Annotated in this window: 10 protein-coding genes; 7 read left to right on the top strand and 3 right to left on the bottom strand. The window is 66.1% G+C overall.

Annotation, left to right across the window (positions count from 1 at the left end; translation table 11 throughout):
* Positions 1–59: 59 nt before the first annotated feature.
* From U5A67_RS12925 to U5A67_RS12900, 6 genes are all read left to right on the top strand, one after another.
* Positions 60–923: a sugar phosphate isomerase/epimerase gene (locus U5A67_RS12925; RefSeq protein WP_321814850.1), complete on the top strand. Its 864-nt coding sequence runs from the start codon at positions 60–62 to the stop codon at positions 921–923.
* 180 nt (positions 924–1,103) lie between these two features.
* Positions 1,104–2,336 (top strand): SpoIIE family protein phosphatase, encoded by a 1,233-nt coding sequence (locus tag U5A67_RS12920; protein ID WP_205987016.1) that lies wholly within the window; start codon positions 1,104–1,106, stop codon positions 2,334–2,336.
* A 17-nt stretch (positions 2,337–2,353) separates the two neighbouring features.
* Entirely contained in the window at positions 2,354–2,914 is a 561-nt protein-coding gene (locus tag U5A67_RS12915) for a SiaB family protein kinase (protein ID WP_205987015.1), read from the top strand.
* A 14-nt stretch (positions 2,915–2,928) separates the two neighbouring features.
* On the top strand, positions 2,929–3,315 hold the full coding sequence (locus U5A67_RS12910) for a DUF1987 domain-containing protein (protein ID WP_321814851.1): 387 nt from the start codon (positions 2,929–2,931) through the stop codon (positions 3,313–3,315).
* An 8-nt stretch (positions 3,316–3,323) separates the two neighbouring features.
* A complete protein-coding gene (locus U5A67_RS12905; protein ID WP_205987013.1) occupies positions 3,324–4,085 on the top strand; it encodes a GGDEF domain-containing protein in 762 nt (253 codons plus the stop codon).
* 773 nt (positions 4,086–4,858) lie between these two features.
* Entirely contained in the window at positions 4,859–15,922 is an 11,064-nt protein-coding gene (locus U5A67_RS12900) for an autotransporter-associated beta strand repeat-containing protein (protein WP_321814852.1), read from the top strand.
* Between the two features lie 25 nt (positions 15,923–15,947).
* Here U5A67_RS12900 and U5A67_RS12895 read toward each other — a convergent pair whose 3' ends face one another.
* Together U5A67_RS12895 and adh are read right to left on the bottom strand one after the other, a co-directional pair.
* Complete coding sequence (locus U5A67_RS12895; RefSeq protein WP_321814853.1) at positions 15,948–16,337, bottom strand: DUF779 domain-containing protein; 390 nt, start codon at positions 16,335–16,337, stop codon at positions 15,948–15,950.
* Positions 16,338–16,446: 109 nt separating this feature from the next.
* On the bottom strand, positions 16,447–17,967 hold the full coding sequence (gene adh, locus U5A67_RS12890; protein WP_321814854.1) for an aldehyde dehydrogenase: 1,521 nt from the start codon (positions 17,965–17,967) through the stop codon (positions 16,447–16,449).
* 255 nt (positions 17,968–18,222) lie between these two features.
* Here adh and U5A67_RS12885 point away from each other — a divergent pair, with 255 nt between their 5' ends.
* Complete coding sequence (locus U5A67_RS12885; RefSeq protein ID WP_205987010.1) at positions 18,223–18,621, top strand: BON domain-containing protein; 399 nt, start codon at positions 18,223–18,225, stop codon at positions 18,619–18,621.
* A 69-nt stretch (positions 18,622–18,690) separates the two neighbouring features.
* Here the strand turns inward: U5A67_RS12885 and U5A67_RS12880 are convergent, their stop codons facing one another.
* A complete protein-coding gene (locus U5A67_RS12880) occupies positions 18,691–19,434 on the bottom strand; it encodes a type IV toxin-antitoxin system AbiEi family antitoxin domain-containing protein (protein WP_321814855.1) in 744 nt (247 codons plus the stop codon).
* Between the last annotated feature and the right edge of the window lie 127 nt (positions 19,435–19,561).

Genomic DNA, 19,561 nt, shown 5'->3' with positions numbered 1-19,561 from the left:
AAATGCCAACACCACAATAAAACACACCCCAAAACCTAAACTCCCAAAAGGACAAAAAAATGCCCCAAAAACTACTGACATTCCAATCCCTATGGTCAATGGAACGCCGCCACACGGACGGCTACGAACGCACGCTTGAGGAGAATTTAAGCATGATCGCATCGGCCGGTTTCGACGGCATAAGCGCCCACTACACAGACAAAGAGTCCGTCAGAAAACTAGCCCACCTCCGCGCCCCCTACAACTTGCACGCCGAAGCCCAAAGCTTCCCCCGCACAATCGACGACCTCAAACCCATCCTTGAAAACGCCACAACCTACGGCGCCCACCACATAGACATCCAGCCAGACGTCCGCCTGCGCACAATAAAAGAGTGCGTAAAACTGCTAGACGGCTGGCAACGCCTCGCAGAACAGATCGACATCCCGGTCTACATAGAAACGCACCGCGACCGCATGACCACCGACCTCTTCTTCACCCTGGATCTACTCGACGAACGCCCCAATCTAAAACTGCTGGCCGATATCTCCCACTACCTTGTCGCCCGCGAATTTTCCTGGCCGGTCTCCGAAGAAAACCACGCCCTGATGCACCGCATTCTCGACCACTCCTGGTCGTTTCACGGCCGCGTCGCCAGCCGCGAACAGGTGCAGATCGAAATTTCGTTCGAGCCCCATCGCATGTGGGTCGATCTGTTTATGGACTGGTGGCGCTATGGTTTCGCATCTTGGCGCCGCCGCGCCGGCGCAAACGATACACTGGCATTCACCTGCGAACTCGGCCCCAAACCCTACGCCATCATCGGCCGCGATGGCAACGATACGACCGACCGCTGGGCCGAATCGCTGCTGCTGAAAGACTGGATTCAGGCACTCTGGCAAGAAGTCGCCAACGAAGAGCCCGTGCCGCGCAGCCCGCAATGATTACTTCGCATTACTCGCCTGTTGCGTAATAAAGCCCGCACCGCAAACGTTGTCGCCGCAACGGAATAACGCCAGGCTGAATTAAAGAATTGATGCTCGAGAATCATTATGTCAATGTAACGAAAATGACATAAAGAATCTTTAGCGTGCTGATCTTCTCTTCTGACGAATCAGTTCGCCATGCACCCAGCGCTTGCGCAATTTCACCGTTCCGGTCCGACCGGAGGTCCACGTTGCGCCGGCGATCTGTGTCAGACGGCGCCGGCCATCGACGCCTCGGATTCCAATTCGCGCGTGATGGAAGTGTTCTACTCGCGCCGCGATCTCATCAGCGTTGCTGTCATCGAAGGCGATCGTCCCATCGGTCTCATCAATCGCGATATCTTTCTTTCGCAGATGAGCAAGCCTTTCCATCGCGAGCTTTACGACAAGAAAAGCTGTATCGCGTTCATGGACAAGGAGCCGCTGATCGTCGATGCCGATATGAGCATCGAGGCGCTCACGTTCAAGACCGTCGAGGTTGGCGAAAAGGCGCTGGTGGACGGCTTTATCGTCACGCGCGAGGGGCGTTTCGCGGGCGTGGGCAATGGTCTGCAATTGCTGGGCGCGGTGGCCGAAACGCAGGCGGAAAAGAATCGCCAGATCATGCAGAGCATCGAGTATGCAAGCGTGATCCAGCAGGCCATGCTGCGCGCGTCGGGCGAAACGCTTTCGACCATGCTGCCCGATGCGGCACTGGTCTGGGAGCCGCGCGATGTGGTGGGCGGCGACTTTTATCATTTCGCCTCGTTCGCGGACGGCTGGTTTGGCGCCGTGGCCGATTGCACGGGCCATGGCGTGCCCGGTGCGTTCATGACGCTGCTGGCTTCGGCATCGCTTTCGCAGGCGCTCGAACGTCTGGGGCCGCGTGATCCGTCGAAGCTGCTCGCAGCCGTCAATCGCAATGTGAAAGGACTGCTCGGTCAGGTCAACGGCGCGGGCGATGCGCCGCAGTCCAACGACGGGCTGGACGCCGCGTTCTTCTGGTACGACGCCGCGCAGCAGCAGCTTCTGTTTGCCGGCGCACGCGTCGCGCTGCATGTGCTGCGCCCCGACGCGGCGCAGTTCGAAACCATCGCCGGCGAGCGTGTGGGCGTGGGTTACGTCGACAGCCTCGCGGATTACGCCTGGCCGCTGCACGCCGTAGCGTTGCCCGAAGACAGCCTGCTGTTCGTTTCGACGGACGGCCTCACCGACCAGATTGGCGGCGCGCGCAAGATTGCCTTTGGCAAGCGCCGCTCGCTCGATCTGATTCTCGCGAATCGCGCGCTCACGCCTTCGGCCATCTGCTCGCGTCTCACGGATGCATTGACCGAATGGCAAGGCGCGCAATCGCGCCGTGACGATGTCACCTTATTTTTTGCACGCGTTTAAGATTGTTGATCAAACTTATGTCTGAACTCCTGGAGCAGAACAGCGCCTTTCTAGAGCTTGCGCAGAAGCGCAATCTGATTTTCTATCACAAAGGCTACTTCTCCCAAAACATCGTCGCGGCGATGAGTGAAGTCGTGAAGCTTCAACTCGAAGTGGCGGGCGTGAACGGGCCCACGCGCCGCAAGCTCTTTTCGTCGTTTATCGAGCTTTCGCAGAATATCGTGCATTACTCGTCCGAAACGCTGCCCGCGGAGCAAACCCAGGGCGGCATTCGCGAAGGCGCCATGTGCATCACGAGCGATGGCGAACGTCATCTGATGGTGTGCGTGAATCCGATCGCCACGCATGCCGTGGACGAATTGCGTGAAAAACTCGAACCGTTGCGCAGCATGTCGGTCGATGAGATCAAGCAGGCCTACAAGAATTCGTTGCGTGCCGAAACGCCCGCCGAAAGCAAGGGCGCCGGTATGGGCTTCCTGACGATGGCGCGCGATGCGAGCGCTCCGCTCGAATTCGCCTTCCACCCGCGTGACGACGATCCCGCGACCACGCTGTTTTGCCTGAAGACCATCATCTGATTGCGCGCACTGCCATGGAAAACCTACATATTCCCGCCACGGCGACTTCGCCGGAAATCGACTTCCAGTTCGATCAGAACGTGCTGTCGCTGCGTGGCGAGTCGTACCCGGAAAACGCCGCCGCTTTCTATGCGCCTGTGATCGAAAAGCTGGGTGCCTGGCTGGCCGATTGCGTGGACGCCGCCATTACGGTGGACGTGACGCTCACGTACTTCAACAGCTCCAGCACGAAGATGTTGTTCAGCATTTTCGACGCGCTAGATCGTGCGGCTGCAGCGGGCAACCGCGTGCAGGTCAACTGGTATCGCGACGAAGAAGACGAGACGATCCAGGAGTTCGGCGAAGAACTGCAAACCGATTTCACCGCGATCAAATTCACCGATTGCCCGGTGGCGATTTAAGGACAGCGATGGTGGTAACGACTTCTTCCGCGGACGCATCGACGTCTGACGCGCCGGACCTGTTTCAGAGCGAGAGCGAGGCGCTGGAAAAGGCGCGCGCGATTCGTGCCGATGCCAACGCGGATGCCGGGCGTTACCGCCAGGCGCTGGGTGACCTGATCGGCCACTACGAGCGCCTGATGCGCGAGACGCGCCGCCTGATCGGCCGCAGCGATCGCGCCGAGCGCGAAATGCATACGCTTACCCAGCAACTGCAATATCGCGCGACACACGATGCATTGACCGATGTGTTCAATCGCAGCGCCGTGATCGAGCGCGCGACCAAGGCATTGCGCGTGGATTGCGCGGTGATGGTGCTGCTCGATATCGACGAGTTCAAGAAGGTCAACGACGACTATGGGCATCCGGCCGGCGATGCGGTGATTCTCGGTATCGTCGATTGTCTGCGGCGCATCGTGGGCGGCAAGGGCATTATCGGGCGCGTGGGCGGCGAGGAATTCACCGTGGTGTTGCCCGGTTACGAACTCGAAGAAGCGCTGGAACTGGCCGACACCATGCGTGCGGCCATCGAGAACCATGTGTTCGAGGCGCCGGTCAACCGCCGCATCACGAGCAGTTTCGGCGTGAGCGCCAATGTCATGGGCACGAGTTTCGACACCGCCTATGGGCTGGCCGATGCCGCGCTCTACAAGGCCAAGCGCAGCGGCCGCAACCGCGTGGAATGCACCGGCGAGCCTCTTATGCCGATGGCAGGCCCCGCCGCGGCCTGAGTTCCTGCGGGACGCACCTCGCGCTCTATAGGCGCAATCCCCATCCCTGCCTTGCCTCCATGGGCCGTTGCCTGCGCAACGGCCATGCCCGTCTATTACCCATCGCGCATCTAATTCCCGATCGCCCGAGTCGGCCAATTTAAAGACGCTATAAAGCGCAATTTAAATCGCGTCATTAATACCTGTATGTCAGATTGAATAGCCAGAATTACCTGGCTTTCATGCATTGCGCAGAAATTGTTTTAAAACATGATTTAAAGCTTGAAACCGGGGGAGTATTGTCTATGCTCAGGACGAAAGCCGTTTGTATGTACTGACCCGCTCTTCGAGAGCGGCTTCTGGAGGCGTGTTCCATGAAACACCCTGAAGATCCTGCCTGACCTGCGTTCCGATTGACCCGTCCCGCCGTGTTCCGGACGGCGCCCGAGCTGGCGCCGCAGGCGCGCGCACGCCTCGGTCCTGAGCGGCGCATGACGGGCAGGGCGCTTGTCCAGACGAAGCGCCGTTATCCCCATCCTGCTGGCCTGTCACGCAATGACCGGGCGGGCCGCACTCATTCGTAACAAAAGCGCGCACAAGCAAGTATCGAAGCAACAAGCGAAGCAACGAGCGAAGCAAAAAGCGAAGCACCCAGACGATTTTAAGAAGCTCGATTTAAAGCGTTTCGACTAACTCCGAGGGGACATGTCGTGAGCGAATCGACAGGGATGGGCAGGCGAGGGCATCGCGGGGCGGGACACGGTGCGATTCATGCAGTCGCGGCAGGCGTCTTATTGGGTTTGATTGCCACCGGCAACGCGTATGCCACGTGTTCGACGAGCGGCGCAACGGTGACCTGCACGGGCGCAGCCAATCCGCTTGCGCCCAGTTTCTCCAGTACTGCGAACAACGTTACGGTCAATCTCGCTGCGGGTTCGAGTCTGGGCGTGCTGCTGGGCGTAGGCGGCACGGCGCTCTCGCTCACGGGCAACAACGTGACGCTCAACAACGCCGGGACCGTCGATCCCTCGCTGCTCGGCGTGCTGAGCGTGCTGTCGAGCGGCACGGTGGTCGGCAACAGCAGCGCCAGCAACGTCAACATCACCAATAGCGGCACGATGAACGGCACGATGGGCGCCGTCACGCTCAACGTGGCCAGCCTCACGGGTCTCGCGCTGGCCGTGCAGAACGGCGCAGGCGGCGTCACCAATATCACCAATACCGGCACGATGGGATCGGCGTCGATTGCCGGCGTGTCGATCGCGCCGGGCGATCGCACCTCCGTCGCCGTGTATGGCGGCAGTCAGATCAACTTCACCAACAGCGGCACGATCACCGGCCGCGTGGGTCTGCAGGCCTCATCGACTGCGGGCACCGGCAATACGTTCACGAACTCGGGCAGCATTATCGGCAGTGTGTCGATGGGCGCGGGCAGCGCCAATACCTTCAATGCGCTCACGGGGTCGTCGGTGACGCCTGGCGCTGGCGCATCGCTCGATGTGCTCGGCATTGCGGGGCTTTCGCTGGGCTTTGCGCAGGCCGGTTACGTGGATGGCGGCGCGGGCGGCAACAATACGCTGCATCTGCAGCAGGGTTCGGGCGGTCCGGCCACCGGTGCGATCTCGCTGGCGAACTACATCAACTTCAATCACCTCGCCATCGACAGCGGCAGCTGGACCTTGAGCGGCGCGTCGAGTGCAGCCGATGCGACGCTCGGCGCGGCCGCCACGGCGATCCTCGATAACGCCCAGGGGCTGGGCACCGGCACGATCACGGCAACCGGCGGCGCGCTGCAGAGCAGCGTGGCGGGCCTGAACATAACGAACGCGGTTTCGCTGGGGACGGGCGGGCTGATTGCTTCGGGGTCCAATGCATTTACGTTGTCGGGCGTGATCTCGGGAACCGGAGCGCTCACGCAGTCGGGCACGGGCGCGCTTTCGCTCAGCGGCGCGAACACCTATAGCGGCGGTACGGTGCTCAACTCCGGTTCGATCGTCGCGGGCAATAACGCCGCGCTGGGCACCGGCGCGTTGACGCTCGGCGGGGCGGGCACGCTCGATACCAGCACGGCGGGCCTGTCGATCGGCAATGCCGTGAATCTGGGCGCGAACACGCTGACGCTCGGCGGCAGCAACGCGCTGGCGCTGTCGGGCGTGATCGCCGGAACGGGCGCGCTCGTGAAGAACGGCGCGGCAACCGTGACGCTCACGGGCCTGAACACCTACACGGGCGGCACGACCGTCAGCGCGGGCACACTGGCGCTGGGCGCAGGCGGCGCGCTGGCATCGACGGGCGCACTCAACGTGGCGTCGGGCGCGGTGTTCGACATCGGCGCGGCGAGCGCGAACCAGACCGTGGGCGCGCTGTCGGGCGCGGGCGGCGTGACGCTCGGCGCACATACGCTGAGTTTCGGCGATAGCACCAATCAGACCTTCAGCGGCGTGGCGAGCGGGACCGGCGGCCTCGTCAAGCAGGGCAGCGGCACGCAGACGCTCACGGGCGTGAACACCTATACGGGCGCGACGACGATCAACGGCGGCACGCTCGCGCTCTCCGGCAACGGCGCGCTGGTATCGACGGGCGCCGTGAATCTCGGCGCGAGCGGTGCGAGTTTTTCGATCGCCGGTGCCTCGGGCGCGCGCACGGTGGGCGAGCTTGCGGGCGTGGCGGGGTCGAGCGTCTTGCTGGGCGCGAACGCGCTGACGATCGGCGATGCGACCAACCAGACGTATGCGGGCGCAATCAGCGGAACGGGCGGCCTCGTCAAGCAGGGTAGCGGCACGCAGACGCTCAGTGGTGCGAACAGTTATACCGGCGGCACGACCGTCAGCGCAGGGACGCTGGCGCTGGGCGCGGGCGGCTCGCTGGCGGCAACCGGCGCGGTGAATCTCGCCAATAGCGGCGCGGTATTCGACATCGGCAATGCGGGCGCGGGAGAGACCATCGGCGCGCTGTCCGGCGTGGCGGGAAGCGCCGTCACGCTGGGCGCGAATGCGCTGACTTTCGGCGATGCCACCAGTCAGACCTTCGCGGGCAGCATCGGCGGCACGGGCGCGCTCGTGAAGCAGGGCAGCGGCACGCAAACGCTCACGGGCGCGAACACCTTCACGGGCGGCACGACCATCAACGCGGGCACGCTGGCGCTGGGCGCGGGCGGCTCGCTGGCGAGCGCGGGGGGCGTGACGCTGGGCGGCACGGGCGCGTCGTTCAATATCGGCGCGGCGGGCAACCAGACGATCGGCGCGCTGGCTGGCGTGGCGGGAACCACGGTGGCGCTGGGCGCCAATACGCTTAGCTTCGGCAACGCGACGAACCAGACCTTCGCGGGTGCGATCACGGGCACGGGCGGCCTCGTCAAGCAAGGCAGCGGCACGCAGACGCTCAGCGGGGCGAGCAGTTTCACCGGCGGCACGACGGTCAATGCCGGCACGCTCGCGCTTTCGGGCGCGGGCACGCTGGGCGCGGCGTCGAATCTCAATCTTGCCAATGCGGGCAGCGCCTTCGATATCAGCGCGGCGACGGGCGCGGCGACGATCGGCGCGCTCAACGGCGTGGCGGGCACCACGGTCACGCTGGGCGGCAATGCGCTGACGCTCGGCAGCGCCGCGAACAGCGCCTATGCGGGCGTGATCCAGGGCGCGGGCGGCGTCGTCAAGACGGGCAGCGGCACGCAGACGCTCACGGGCATCAACACCTACACGGGCGGCACGACCGTGAACGCGGGCACGCTCGCCTTGGGCGCAGGCGGCGCGCTGGCATCGACGGGCGCGCTCAATCTCGCCAATGCAGGCGCGGCGTTCGATCTCGGCTCGGCGGGCGCGAATGCGACCATCGGCGCATTGAGCGGCGCGAGCGGCAGCACGCTCGCGCTGGGCGGCAATTCGCTGACTTTCGGCAATACGACGAATCAGACCTTCGCGGGCGCGATCACAGGCACGGGCGGCATCGTCAAACAGGGCAGCGGCACGCAGACGCTGGCGGGCGCGAGCACGTACAGCGGCGGCACGACGCTCGATGCGGGCGGTCTGGTGCTGGGCAATGCGTCGGCGCTGGGTACGGGCGTGCTGACGGTCGGCGGCCCGGCGTCGCTCGACAACAGCAGCGCGCTCACGGTGGCCAACGCGATCGTGCTCGACAGCGCGCTGAATGTAGCGGGATCGAATGCGTTGACGCTCTCGGGCGTGCTTTCCGGCGCGGGCAGTCTGACGAAGTCGGGCGCATCTACGCTCACGCTGACGAACGCGAATACCTTCACGGGCGGCACGACGGTCAATGCGGGCACGCTCGCGTTGGGTGCGGGCGGCTCGCTCGCGAGCGCCGGCGCGCTGAATCTCGCCAACGCGGGCGCAACGTTCGATATCGCCAACGCGGGCGCTGCGCAGACCATCGGCGCGCTCAACGGCGTGGCGGGCAGCACGGTCGCGCTGGGCGCGAATACGCTGAGTTTCGGCGATGCGGGCAATGCAAGCTTCGGCGGCGTGCTGCAAGGCACGGGCGGCATCGTCAAGCAGGGCAGCGGCACGCAAACGCTCACGGGCGCGAATACCTTTAGCGGCGGCACGACGCTGGCGGCGGGCGGGCTGGTGCTGGGCAATGCGTCGGCGCTGGGCACGGGCGTGTTGACGGTGAGCGGCCCGGCATCGCTCGACAATAGCAGCTCGATTACCGTCGCCAACGGCATCGTGCTCGACAGCGCGCTGACTGTGGCGGGATCGAATGCGCTGACGCTCTCGGGCGTGCTTTCCGGCGCGGGGAGTCTGACGAAGGCGGGCGCATCCACGCTCACGCTGACGAACGCGAATACCTTCACGGGCGGCACGACCGTCAATGCGGGCACCTTGGCGCTGGGCGCAGGCGGCTCGCTCGCGAGCACCGGCGCGGTGAATCTCGCCAACGCGGGCGCTACGCTCGACATCGGCAATGCGGGCGCTGCGCAGACCATCGGCAGCCTGAGCGGCGTGGGCGGCAGCGCGGTGACGCTGGGCGCGAATACGCTGAGTTTCGGCGATGCGGGCGACGCGACTTTCGGCGGCGTATTGCAAGGCACGGGCGGCATCGTCAAGCAAGGCAGCGGCACGGCGACGCTCACGGGCGCGAACACCTTCACGGGCGGCACAACCATCGATGCCGGGACGCTCGCCATCGGCGCGGGCGGCTCGCTCGCGGCCACGGGCGGCGTGAATCTTGCCAATAGCGGCGCGGGCTTCGATATCGGCAATGCGGGCGCGGCGCAGACCATTGGGGCGTTGAGCGGCGTGAGCGGCAGCACGGTGACGCTCGGCGGCAACACGCTGGCTCTCGGCGATGCGGGCAACGCCACCTTCGGCGGCGTGCTGCAGGGCGCGGGCGGCATCGTCAAGAACGGCACGGGCACGCAAACGCTCACAGGCGCGAACACCTTCAGCGGTGGCACGACGCTCAATGCGGGCGGGCTGATCGTCGGCAACGATGCGGCGCTGGGCACGGGCGCGCTGAGCGTGAACGGGGTATCGACGCTCGACAGTACGGCCGCCACCACGCTGGCCAACGATGTCGTCCTGAATAGCGGCTTGGGCGTGGCGGGCAGCAACGACCTCACGCTCGGCGGCACGGTGTCGGGCGCGGGCGGTCTGACCAAGAACGGCGCGGCCACGCTCGCGCTCGACGGTGCGAACACCTACACGGGCGGCACGACGCTCGACGCGGGCACGATCGTTGTGGGCAACGATGCGGCGCTGGGCACGGGCGCGCTGAGCGTGAACGGCGCATCGACGCTCGACAGTTCGGCCGCGACGACGCTCGCCAACGACGTCGTCCTGAACAGCGCCCTCAGCGTGGCGGGCAGCAACGATCTCACGCTGAACGGCGTGCTTTCGGGTAGCGGCGGTCTGACGAAGAACGGCGCGGCCACGCTCACGCTCAACAACGCCAACACCTACACCGGCGGCACGACGCTCGATGCGGGCACGATCGTTGTGGGCAACAACGCGGCGCTGGGCACCGGCGCGGTCACGGTGAATGGCGCGGCCACGCTCGACAGTTCTACGGCGGTGGCGCTCGCGAACGACTTCATCCTCGGTAGCGGATTCACGGTCGCCGGCAGCAACGATGTGACGCTCAACGGCGTGCTCGCGGGCACCGGCAGTCTGACGAAAAACGGCGCGGCCACGCTCACGCTCAACGGCGCCAACACCTACACCGGCGGCACGCAGATCAACACGGGCACGCTCGCACTCGGCGCGAACGCGAGCCTGGCATCGACCGGTATCGTCGATGTCGCTACCGGCGCGGTCTTCGATCTGTCGGCGGGCAACGGCCAGCAGCAGTTCGGCACGCTCACGGGCGGCGGCACGGTGCTGCTGGGCGTGAACAATCTCACGCTGGGCAGCGCGGCGGACGGCACCTTCAGCGGCGCGATCGGCGGCAGCGGTAGTCTGACCAAGATCGGCAGCGGCACGGAAACGCTCACGGGCGCGAACACCTTCACGGGCGGCACGACCATCGATGCGGGCACGCTCGCGCTGGGCGCGGGCGGCTCGCTGGCGGCGTCGGGCGCGGTCGATCTGGCCAATAGCGGCACAGGCTTCGACATCAGCGGGGCGAGCGGCGCGCAGACCATCGGGGCGTTGAGCGGCGTGGGCGGCAGCACGGTGACGCTCGGCGCGAATACGCTGACTTTCGGCGATGCGGGCGACGCAACCTTCGGCGGTACGCTGGCGGGCACGGGCGGCATCGTCAAGGATGGCGCGGGCACCGAAACGCTCACGGGCGCGAATACCTTCACCGGCGGCACGACCATCGACGCAGGCACGCTCGCGATTGGCGCGGGCGGCTCGCTCGCGGCCACGGGCGGCGTGAATCTCGCCAATGCGGGCACGAGCTTCGACATCAGCGGCGCGGGCGCGGCGCAGACCATCGGGGCGTTGAGCGGCGTAGGCGGCAGCACGGTCGCGCTGGGCGACAACACGCTGACTTTCGGCGATGCGGGCAGCGAGACCTTCGGCGGCACGATTGGCGGCACGGGCAGCATCGTCAAGGCGGGCAGCGGCACCGAAACGCTCACGGGCGCGAACACGCTCACGGGCACCACCACTGTCGATGACGGCACGCTCGCGCTGGCGGGCAATGGCTCGCTTTCCACGAGCGACGTCACGCTCGCCGGTGCGGGCACCACGCTCGACGTAAGCGGCGTGAGCGGCGCAACGTCGATCGGCGCGCTCAACGGCGTGAGCGGCAGCACGGTCGCGCTGGGCGGCACGACGCTCACGCTCGGCAGTGCGAACGATGGCGCATTTGCGGGCGCCATCGGCGGCACGGGCGGCATCGTCAAAGCGGGCGCGGGCACCCAAACGCTCACGGGCGCGAACACCTACACGGGCGGCACGACCATCGATGCCGGCACGCTCGCGATCGGCGCGGGCGGCTCGCTCGCGGCCACGGGCGGCGTCAATCTCGCCAATGCGGGCACAGGCTTCGACATCAGCGGCGCAAGCGGCGCGCAGACCATCGGCGCGTTGAGCGGCGCGGGCGGCAGCGCGGTCGCGCTGGGCGGCAACACGCTGACGTTCGGCGACGCCAGCAACCAGAGTTTCGACGGCACGATCAGCGGCACGGGCGGCATCGTCAAGACCGGCAGCGGCACGCAGACGCTCACCGGCGCGAACACCTATAGCGGCGGCACGACGCTCGACGCGGGCGGCCTCGTGGTGGGCAACAACGCGGCGCTGGGCACGGGCGCGGTCACGGTAAACGGCGACTCGACGCTCGACAGCACCACGGCGACCACGCTCGGCAACGACTTCGTGCTCAACAGCGGCCTCACGGTGCTGGGCAGCAACGATCTCACGCTCGACGGCGCGCTGTCCGGCGCGGGCGGGCTGACCAAGGACGGCGCGGCCACGCTCACGCTCAACGGCACCAACACCTACACCGGCGGCACGCTGATCAACGACGGCACGCTGGCGCTGGGCGCGAACGCGAGCCTGGCATCGACCGGCATCGTCGATGTCGCCGATGGCGCGACCTTCGATCTTTCCGCCGGCAACGGCCAGCAGCAGTTCGGCACGCTGATCGGCGGCGGCACGGTCAATCTCGGTGGCAACGATCTGACGCTGGGCAGCGCGACGGACGGCACCTATACCGGCTCGATCGGCGGCACGGGCAGCCTGACCAAGATCGGCAGCGGCACGGAAACGCTCACGGGCAGCAATACCTACACGGGCGGCACGACCATCGACGCGGGCACGCTCGCCATCGGCGCGGGCGGCTCGCTGGCGGCCACGGGCGCGCTCGATCTCGCCAATAGCGGCACGACCTTCGATATCGGCGGCGCGAGCGGCGCGCAGACCATCGGGGCGTTGAGCGGCGTGGGCGGCAGCACGGTCGCGCTGGGCGGCAATACGCTGACCTTCGGCGATGGCGGCAGCGAGACCTTCGGCGGCACGATTGCGGGCACGGGCGGCATCGTCAAGGCGGGTGCGGGCACCGAAACGCTCACGGGCGCGAATACCTTCACCGGCGGCACGACCGTCGATGCCGGCACGCTCGCGATTGGCGCAGGCGGCTCGCTCGCGGCCACGGGCGGCGTGAATCTCGCCAATGCGGGCACGAGCTTCGACATCAGCGGCGCGGGCGGTGCGCAGACCATCGGAGCGTTGAGCGGCGTAGGCGGCAGCACGGTCGCGCTGGGCGGCAACACGCTGACTTTCGGCGATGCCGGCAGCGAGACCTTCGCGGGCACGATTGGCGGCACGGGCGGCATCGTCAAGGCGGGCAGCGGCACCGAAACGCTCACGGGCGCGAACACGTTCTCGGGCGGCACGACGCTTGCCGCGGGCACGCTCGCCGTGGGCAACGACGCGGCGCTCGGCAGCGGCGCGCTGAACGTGAGTGGCGCGGCCACGCTCGACAGCACCACGGCGACCACGCTCGGCAACGATGTCGCGCTGGGCAACACGCTGAGCGTGGCGGGCTCCAACGCGCTCACGCTCGACGGCACGGTGTCGGGCACGGGCGGGCTCACCAAGGACGGCGCGGCCACGCTCACGCTCGGCGGCGCGAACACCTACACGGGCGCGACCCAGGTGAACGGCGGCACGCTTGCGCTGGCGGACAACGGCACGCTTTCGGCATCGAGCGATGTGAACCTCGCCAATGCGGGCACGGCGCTCGATGTGAGCGCGGCCACCGGCACGCCGACCATCGGCGTGCTCGATGGCGTGGGCGGCACGACGGTCGCGCTCGGCGGCACCACGCTGACGCTCGGCAATGCAGGCGACGGCAGTTATGGCGGCACGATCGCGGGCACGGGCGGCATCGTCAAGGCGGGCAGCGGCACGCAGACGCTCACTGGCGCGAGCAGCTATAGCGGCGCGACCACCGTCGATGCCGGCACGCTCGCGCTGGCGGGCAACGGCACGCTGTCCGCGTCGACCGACGTGAACCTCGCCAATGCGGGCACGACGCTCGACGTGAGCGGCGCGGCCACCGGCGCCACGCCGACGGTCGGCTCGCTCTCGGGAGTGACGGACAGCAACGTCGCGCTGGGCGGCAGCACGCTCACGCTCGGCGGCGGCTCGGACGGCAGTTATGGCGGCACGATCGCGGGCAGCGGCGGCCTCGTCAAGGCGGGCGCGGGCACGCAGACGCTCAGTGGCGCGAACACGTATAGCGGCGGCACCACGCTTTCGGGCGGCACGCTGATCGCTGGCAACGATGCGGCGCTGGGCACCGGCGCGCTCACGTTCGCGGCGCCTGCCACGCTGGACGCCGCCACGGCGGTCAATCTCGCCAATGCCGTCAATCTCGATGCGGGCGCAACCATCGGCGGCAGCGCCGATACCGTGCTCTCCGGCGTGGTGTCAGGCACCGGCGGCATCGTCAAGAACGGCGCGGCCGGTCTCACGCTCACGGGCGACAACAGCTACGCAGGCGGCACGACGGTCAACGCGGGCACGCTCACGGTCGGCTCGAATACCGCGCTCGGCACCGGCGGGCTGACGATGAACGGCGGCACGCTGGCGCTGGGCGTGACGGGCGGCGCGCCGCTTGCGGTGTCGCTCGGCTCGCTCGACGGCGCGGCGGGATCGACGCTCGATCTGGGCAACTCGGGCTTGACCGTGAACGGCGGCGGCAGCTTCGGCGGCACGCTGGCGGGTGCGGGCTCGCTCACCAAGGCGGGCGCGGGTTCGACGCTCACGCTCTCGGGCGTCAACAGCTACAGCGGCCCGACCGCCATCACGGGCGGCACGCTGGCGGTGAGCGGATCGGCCGCGAATTCGACGGTCACCGTGCAGTCGGGCGGCACGCTCACGGGCACCGGCACGGTCGGTGGCCTGATCGTGCAGAACGGCGGCACGGCGGCGGCCACCACGCCGGGCGCGAGCCTCAACGTGAGCGGCAACGTCACGTTCCAGCCGGGCTCGACGCTGCAGGTCGCGACCACGCCGCAGCAGAGCGGTTCGGTGGCGGCGGGCGGCACGGTGAGCATCGGCGGCGGCACGGTGAGCGTGGTGGCGGGAAGCGGCGTCTACACGCCATCGACGCAATATCCGATCGTCACGGCCGCGAGCGGCGTGAGCGGCACTTTCACGAGCGTCAACTCGAACCTGCCGTTCCTCACGCCGACGCTCGGCTACAGCCCGAACAGCGTCTATGTGAGCTTCACGCCCAACGGCGCGGCGCTGGCATCGGCGGCGACTTCGCCAAACCAGTCGAGCGTGGCGGGGGCGCTGGCGAGCATGCCGTCGACGGCGCCGCTGCTCTCGGCGGTCGTTTCGGGCGATGTGGCGACGGCGCGCCAGGCCTTCGACATGGTGAACGGCCAGTTGATCGCCGATGCAAAGACCGTGTTCCTGCTCGATACGCGTTATCTGCGCGATGCGGTGACCGACCGCCTGCGCCAGGGTCTCGCACCCACCAGCGGGCCGCTTTCCGCGCTCGCAGGCGGCCCGGCGCTATGCGATCAGCGCATGGGGCAGGGCGCGATGTCCGCGAGCGAGTCGGACGCTTCGCGCGGCGGTTCGTCGGGGGCGTGCGTCGATCGGCGGCCGTATCAGCCCGTGGTCTGGGCGCAGGGCTACGGCGCGGATAGCCGGCTGGCGGGCAACGACAATTCGGCGGGACTCGATCGCACATCGGCTGGCGTGATCGGCGGTGCGGACATGGCGCTGTCCGACCATTGGCGCGTGGGCGCGGCGGGCGGTTTCGCGCATAGCTCGCTGGAAAACGGCCTGAATTCGACGGCTGCGGTGGACACCTACCACGTCGCGCTCTATGGCGGCGCGCAGTACGGACCGATTGGCGTGCGGCTGGGCGCGTCCTACACCTGGAACGATGTGAGCGAGGACCGCTATCCGGCCTTCACCGGCTATAGCGACCACGACAGCGCCAACTACGACGCCAAGGCCGCGCAGGTGTTCGGCGAAGTGGGCTACGCGGTGCCGTTCAACCGCTTCGCGCTGGAACCGTTCGCGGGTCTCGCCTACGTGAATCTGCACACCGATGGCTTCACGGAAAGCGGCGGCTCGAGCGCGTTGCGCAATCAGGGCGATACGGAAAACATCGGCTATTCCACGCTGGGTTTGCGCATTGCGACGCGTCTGGGCGAACTGCCGCTCGCCAGCATCAGCGCACACGCAATGGCGGGCTGGCGGCACGCGTTCGGCAATACGCAACCGGCCTCGACGCTTGCGTTTGTCGATGGCGGGTCGTCGTTCTCGGTGGCGGGCGTGCCGATCGCGCGCGATACCGCGGTGGTGGAACTGGGCGTCGATGCGAATCTGGCGAAGAATCTTTCGCTGGGCATCGCGTATAGCGGGCAATATGGCGGCGGTTCGCACGACAACGCGATCGGCGGGCGTCTGGCGTGGCGGTTCTAAGGCAGGGCGCGGCGGGCAGGAACGATCAGTTCGTCGCGCGCTCGACCGGATGTTGCGCCAGCCAGGCGTTTTCCGCGTCGTCATAAAGGCGCGAGCGCGTGAGAAAGCGCAAACCGGTCGGGCGTTCGAGCGAGAACATGCCGCCATTGCCCGGCACCGCGTCGATGATCAGTTGCGTGTGCTGCCAGTATTCGAATTGCGATTCGCTCATGTAGAACGGCACGCCGGCGATCTCGCCGAGTTTCACATCCGCGCCGCCCACCATGAATTCGCCGATGGGAAAGCACATCGGCGCGCTGCCGTCGCAACATCCGCCCGACTGGTGAAACAGCACCGCGCCGTGTTCGGCCACGAGTTTCCCGATCAACGCAACGGCCGCGGGCGTTGCGACGACGCGTAGCACTTCATTCGTCATAATCGGCACTCCTTTTGATATTCCTGCAATCCCTGATTTTCCTGTTTTTTCCGCTGGAAACGAACGCGCCTCGCCGGATGGCGAGGCGCGCGAGTTCGTGTCCTGCTGCCTAGAAGAAGCCGAGCGGCTTGTCGCTATAGCTTACGAGCAGATTCTTGGTCTGCTGGTAATGGTCGAGCATCATCTTGTGCGTTTCGCGCCCGATGCCCGACTGCTTGTAGCCGCCAAATGCCGCGTGTGCGGGATAGGCGTGATAGCAGTTGGTCCACACGCGCCCGGCCTGGATCGAGCGGCCGAAGCGGTACGCGCGCGTGCCGTCGCGCGTCCAGATGCCTGCGCCCAGACCATACAGCGTATCGTTGGCGATCTGCAGCGCTTCTTCCTCGTTTTTGAATGTCGTCACGGACACCACCGGGCCGAAGATTTCCTCCTGGAAAATGCGCATCTTGTTGTGGCCTTTAAAAACAGTTGGCTGTACGTAATAACCGTTTTTAAGCTCGCCGCCGAGTGCATTGCGCCCGCCGCCCGTGAGGCATTGCGCGCCTTCCTGCTTGCCCAGATCGAGATAGGAGAGGATCTTTTCCAGTTGCTCCTGCGAGGCCTGCGCGCCGATCATCGTCTTCGTATCGAGCGGATGACCCTGCTGGATCGCTTCGACGCGCTTGAGCGCGCGCTCCATGAAGCGGTCGTAAATCTTTTCGTCGATCAGCGCGCGCGAGGGGCAGGTACACACTTCGCCCTGATTGAGCGCGAACATGGTGAAGCCTTCGAGCGCCTTGTCGAAGAAGCTGTCGTCATGATCCATGACATCGGCGAAAAAGATGTTCGGGCTTTTGCCGCCCAGTTCCAGCGTCACGGGAATCAGGTTCTGGCTCGCGTACTGCATGATCAGGCGGCCCGTGGTGGTTTCGCCGGTGAACGCAATCTTGGCGATGCGTTTGTTCGAGGCGAGCGGCTTGCCCGCTTCCAGCCCGAAGCCGTTGACCACATTGATCACGCCCGGCGGCAGCAGATCCTGAATCAATTCCATCAGCACGAGGATGGAAGCGGGCGTCTGCTCGGCGGGTTTGAGCACCACGCAGTTGCCGGCCGCGAGCGCGGGCGCGAGCTTCCAGGTGGCCATCAGGATCGGGAAATTCCACGGAATGATCTGGCCGACCACGCCAAGCGGTTCGTGAAAGTGATAGGCCACCGTGTCGTTGTCGATCTGCGAAATCGCGCCTTCCTGTGCGCGAATCGCGCTGGCGAAATAGCGGAAATGATCGATGGCGAGTGGAATGTCGGCGGCGCAGCTTTCGCGCAGCGGCTTGCCGTTATCGATGGTTTCGGCCACGGCCAGACGCATGAGATTGGCTTCCATGCGATCGGCGATCTTGCCGAGCAGCGTCGCGCGGTCGGCGGGCGCGGTGCGGCCCCACGCGTCCTTCGCCTTGTGCGCTGCATCGAGCGCGAGTTCGATATCGGCTTCGCGCGAACGCGGAATCGAGGTGAACGGCTCGCCGGTGATCGGCGAAATATTGTCGAAGTATTCGTTGCCGGCCGGCTCGACCCACTGTCCACCAATGAAATTGTCGTATTGCTTGCGGTACGGGTAGTCCGTGGTGAGGTACTGCAGCTCTGCGTGGTTCATGGGCGTGCTCCTCGCAAATCGTGAACAGGGGTTAGGCGCGACAGGGAGTGAAGCGCAATGAGGCGGCTGCGTTGTATCGCATGGAATACTACGCTCGTCGGCGTGCGGCGTCTGAAGTTTTGATTTTGCGCTGCACAAGGGGGCTGCAAAGGGCGTCCGGCCATGCTGGCCAGGCGTGCATCCGATTCGGCGTACGGTACGTATTTGCGATCCATGCGGACCCGCATTCACGCAGATTCCCCTTTGGAGACCATCATGAAGACGGTAACGTTGCGCGTCGTTTCGAGCCTGACCCTCGCGCTGTTCGCGGCTGCGGCCTATGCCCAGACCGATTCCATGCCCGCGAGCGGAGCGACGATGCCGATGACGCCCATGGCGTCGATGCCGCCTGCGGCAGGCGCCGCGCCCGCGCATTCGGGCCACGCGACCAAGGCCGATCGCGCGCTCGCCCGGGCGGTGCGGCGCGCGCTGGGCAAGACCTCCGGCTTCGACGTATCAGGCGTATTCGTGCGCGCGCGTGACGGCGCGGTGACCTTGAGCGGCACGGTGCGCAACGGCGACCAGATCCGTCAGGCCGAGGACGTGACGCGTTCGGTGCAGGGCGTGACATCGGTGATGAACCGGCTGACGCTGTTTCATGGCGGCAATGGCTGATTTAGCGCCGCGCGTCGCGTTGCGTCATTCGTTAGTGATGCCAGGTATCGGCATTCGAGGATTTCGAGGCTAGGCCTTGAGGTTCAGCGCGGGCACGCCTTTTCGGCTGCTCGTCCAGCGCTTGCCTGGGCCTAAGCGGTCCACATGGCGCTGGAGATCTTCGCCCCACGCATGACCGCTCGCCGCGCCCAGGTCGCGCACGAGCTTGACCACTTTCACGCGCGTGCAATGCGACAACAGACGGTCGAGCACCTTCGGCCGCAGATCGGGCAGCGTGGCGGCAATGGCGATCGCCTCGTCGAGCGCTTGCCCCTTGCCGCCACGCTTGCCGATATCGCTCGCGAGTTCGAGCAGCGCGCGCTCGGGCCGCGAAACGAGAATCGACGGATCGAGATTAGGCAGCGCGGCGAGCGAGGTGTTGCCGGGCAGGGCGTCGTCGAAGAGTTGGGTGGTCTGCAGCGTGTGCGGCAAGTGGAGATCGGCCCAGTCGGGCATCGCATACGGACGCCGCGCCCAGAGCGAGAAACGCGTATGCGCGTCGATGCTCAGACGGCCGCCTTGCCAGTCGAGCGCGGTCTTGCCGCCGACATGCAGGCCATTCGCGTGATGGCTCAGATACGCAAGAATGCCGGCGCGCGTGGGCGAATCGCCCGCGAGCAGATAGGCGCCCTTGGAGAGCCGTTGCAGCCAGCCGGCGCTGACGAAATATGTGGTTTGCTGGGCGCTCACGCCGCAGTCGCGCAGCATTTGCGGGTCGAGCGGTTGCCCGCGCGGGACGCCTTCCATGAGGCGCAGGAGTGTCTTGCTGGCCATGTGTTCGAATAACGGGTTGCTAGCGATCCGGCAGGCCAGTTGGCTCGGTATCGGTATTGGTATCGCGCTCAGTTTCGAGCATGAATTATTTTAATCGATATGGGTAAATTTTGTATTTAAGACGAAA

This window comes from Paraburkholderia sp. J69-1, assembly GCF_905220255.1.
Classification (GTDB): Bacteria; Pseudomonadota; Gammaproteobacteria; order Burkholderiales; family Burkholderiaceae; genus Paraburkholderia.
Note: the sequence above shows the minus strand (reverse complement) of the source record. Positions and strands in the feature narration are given on the sequence as shown.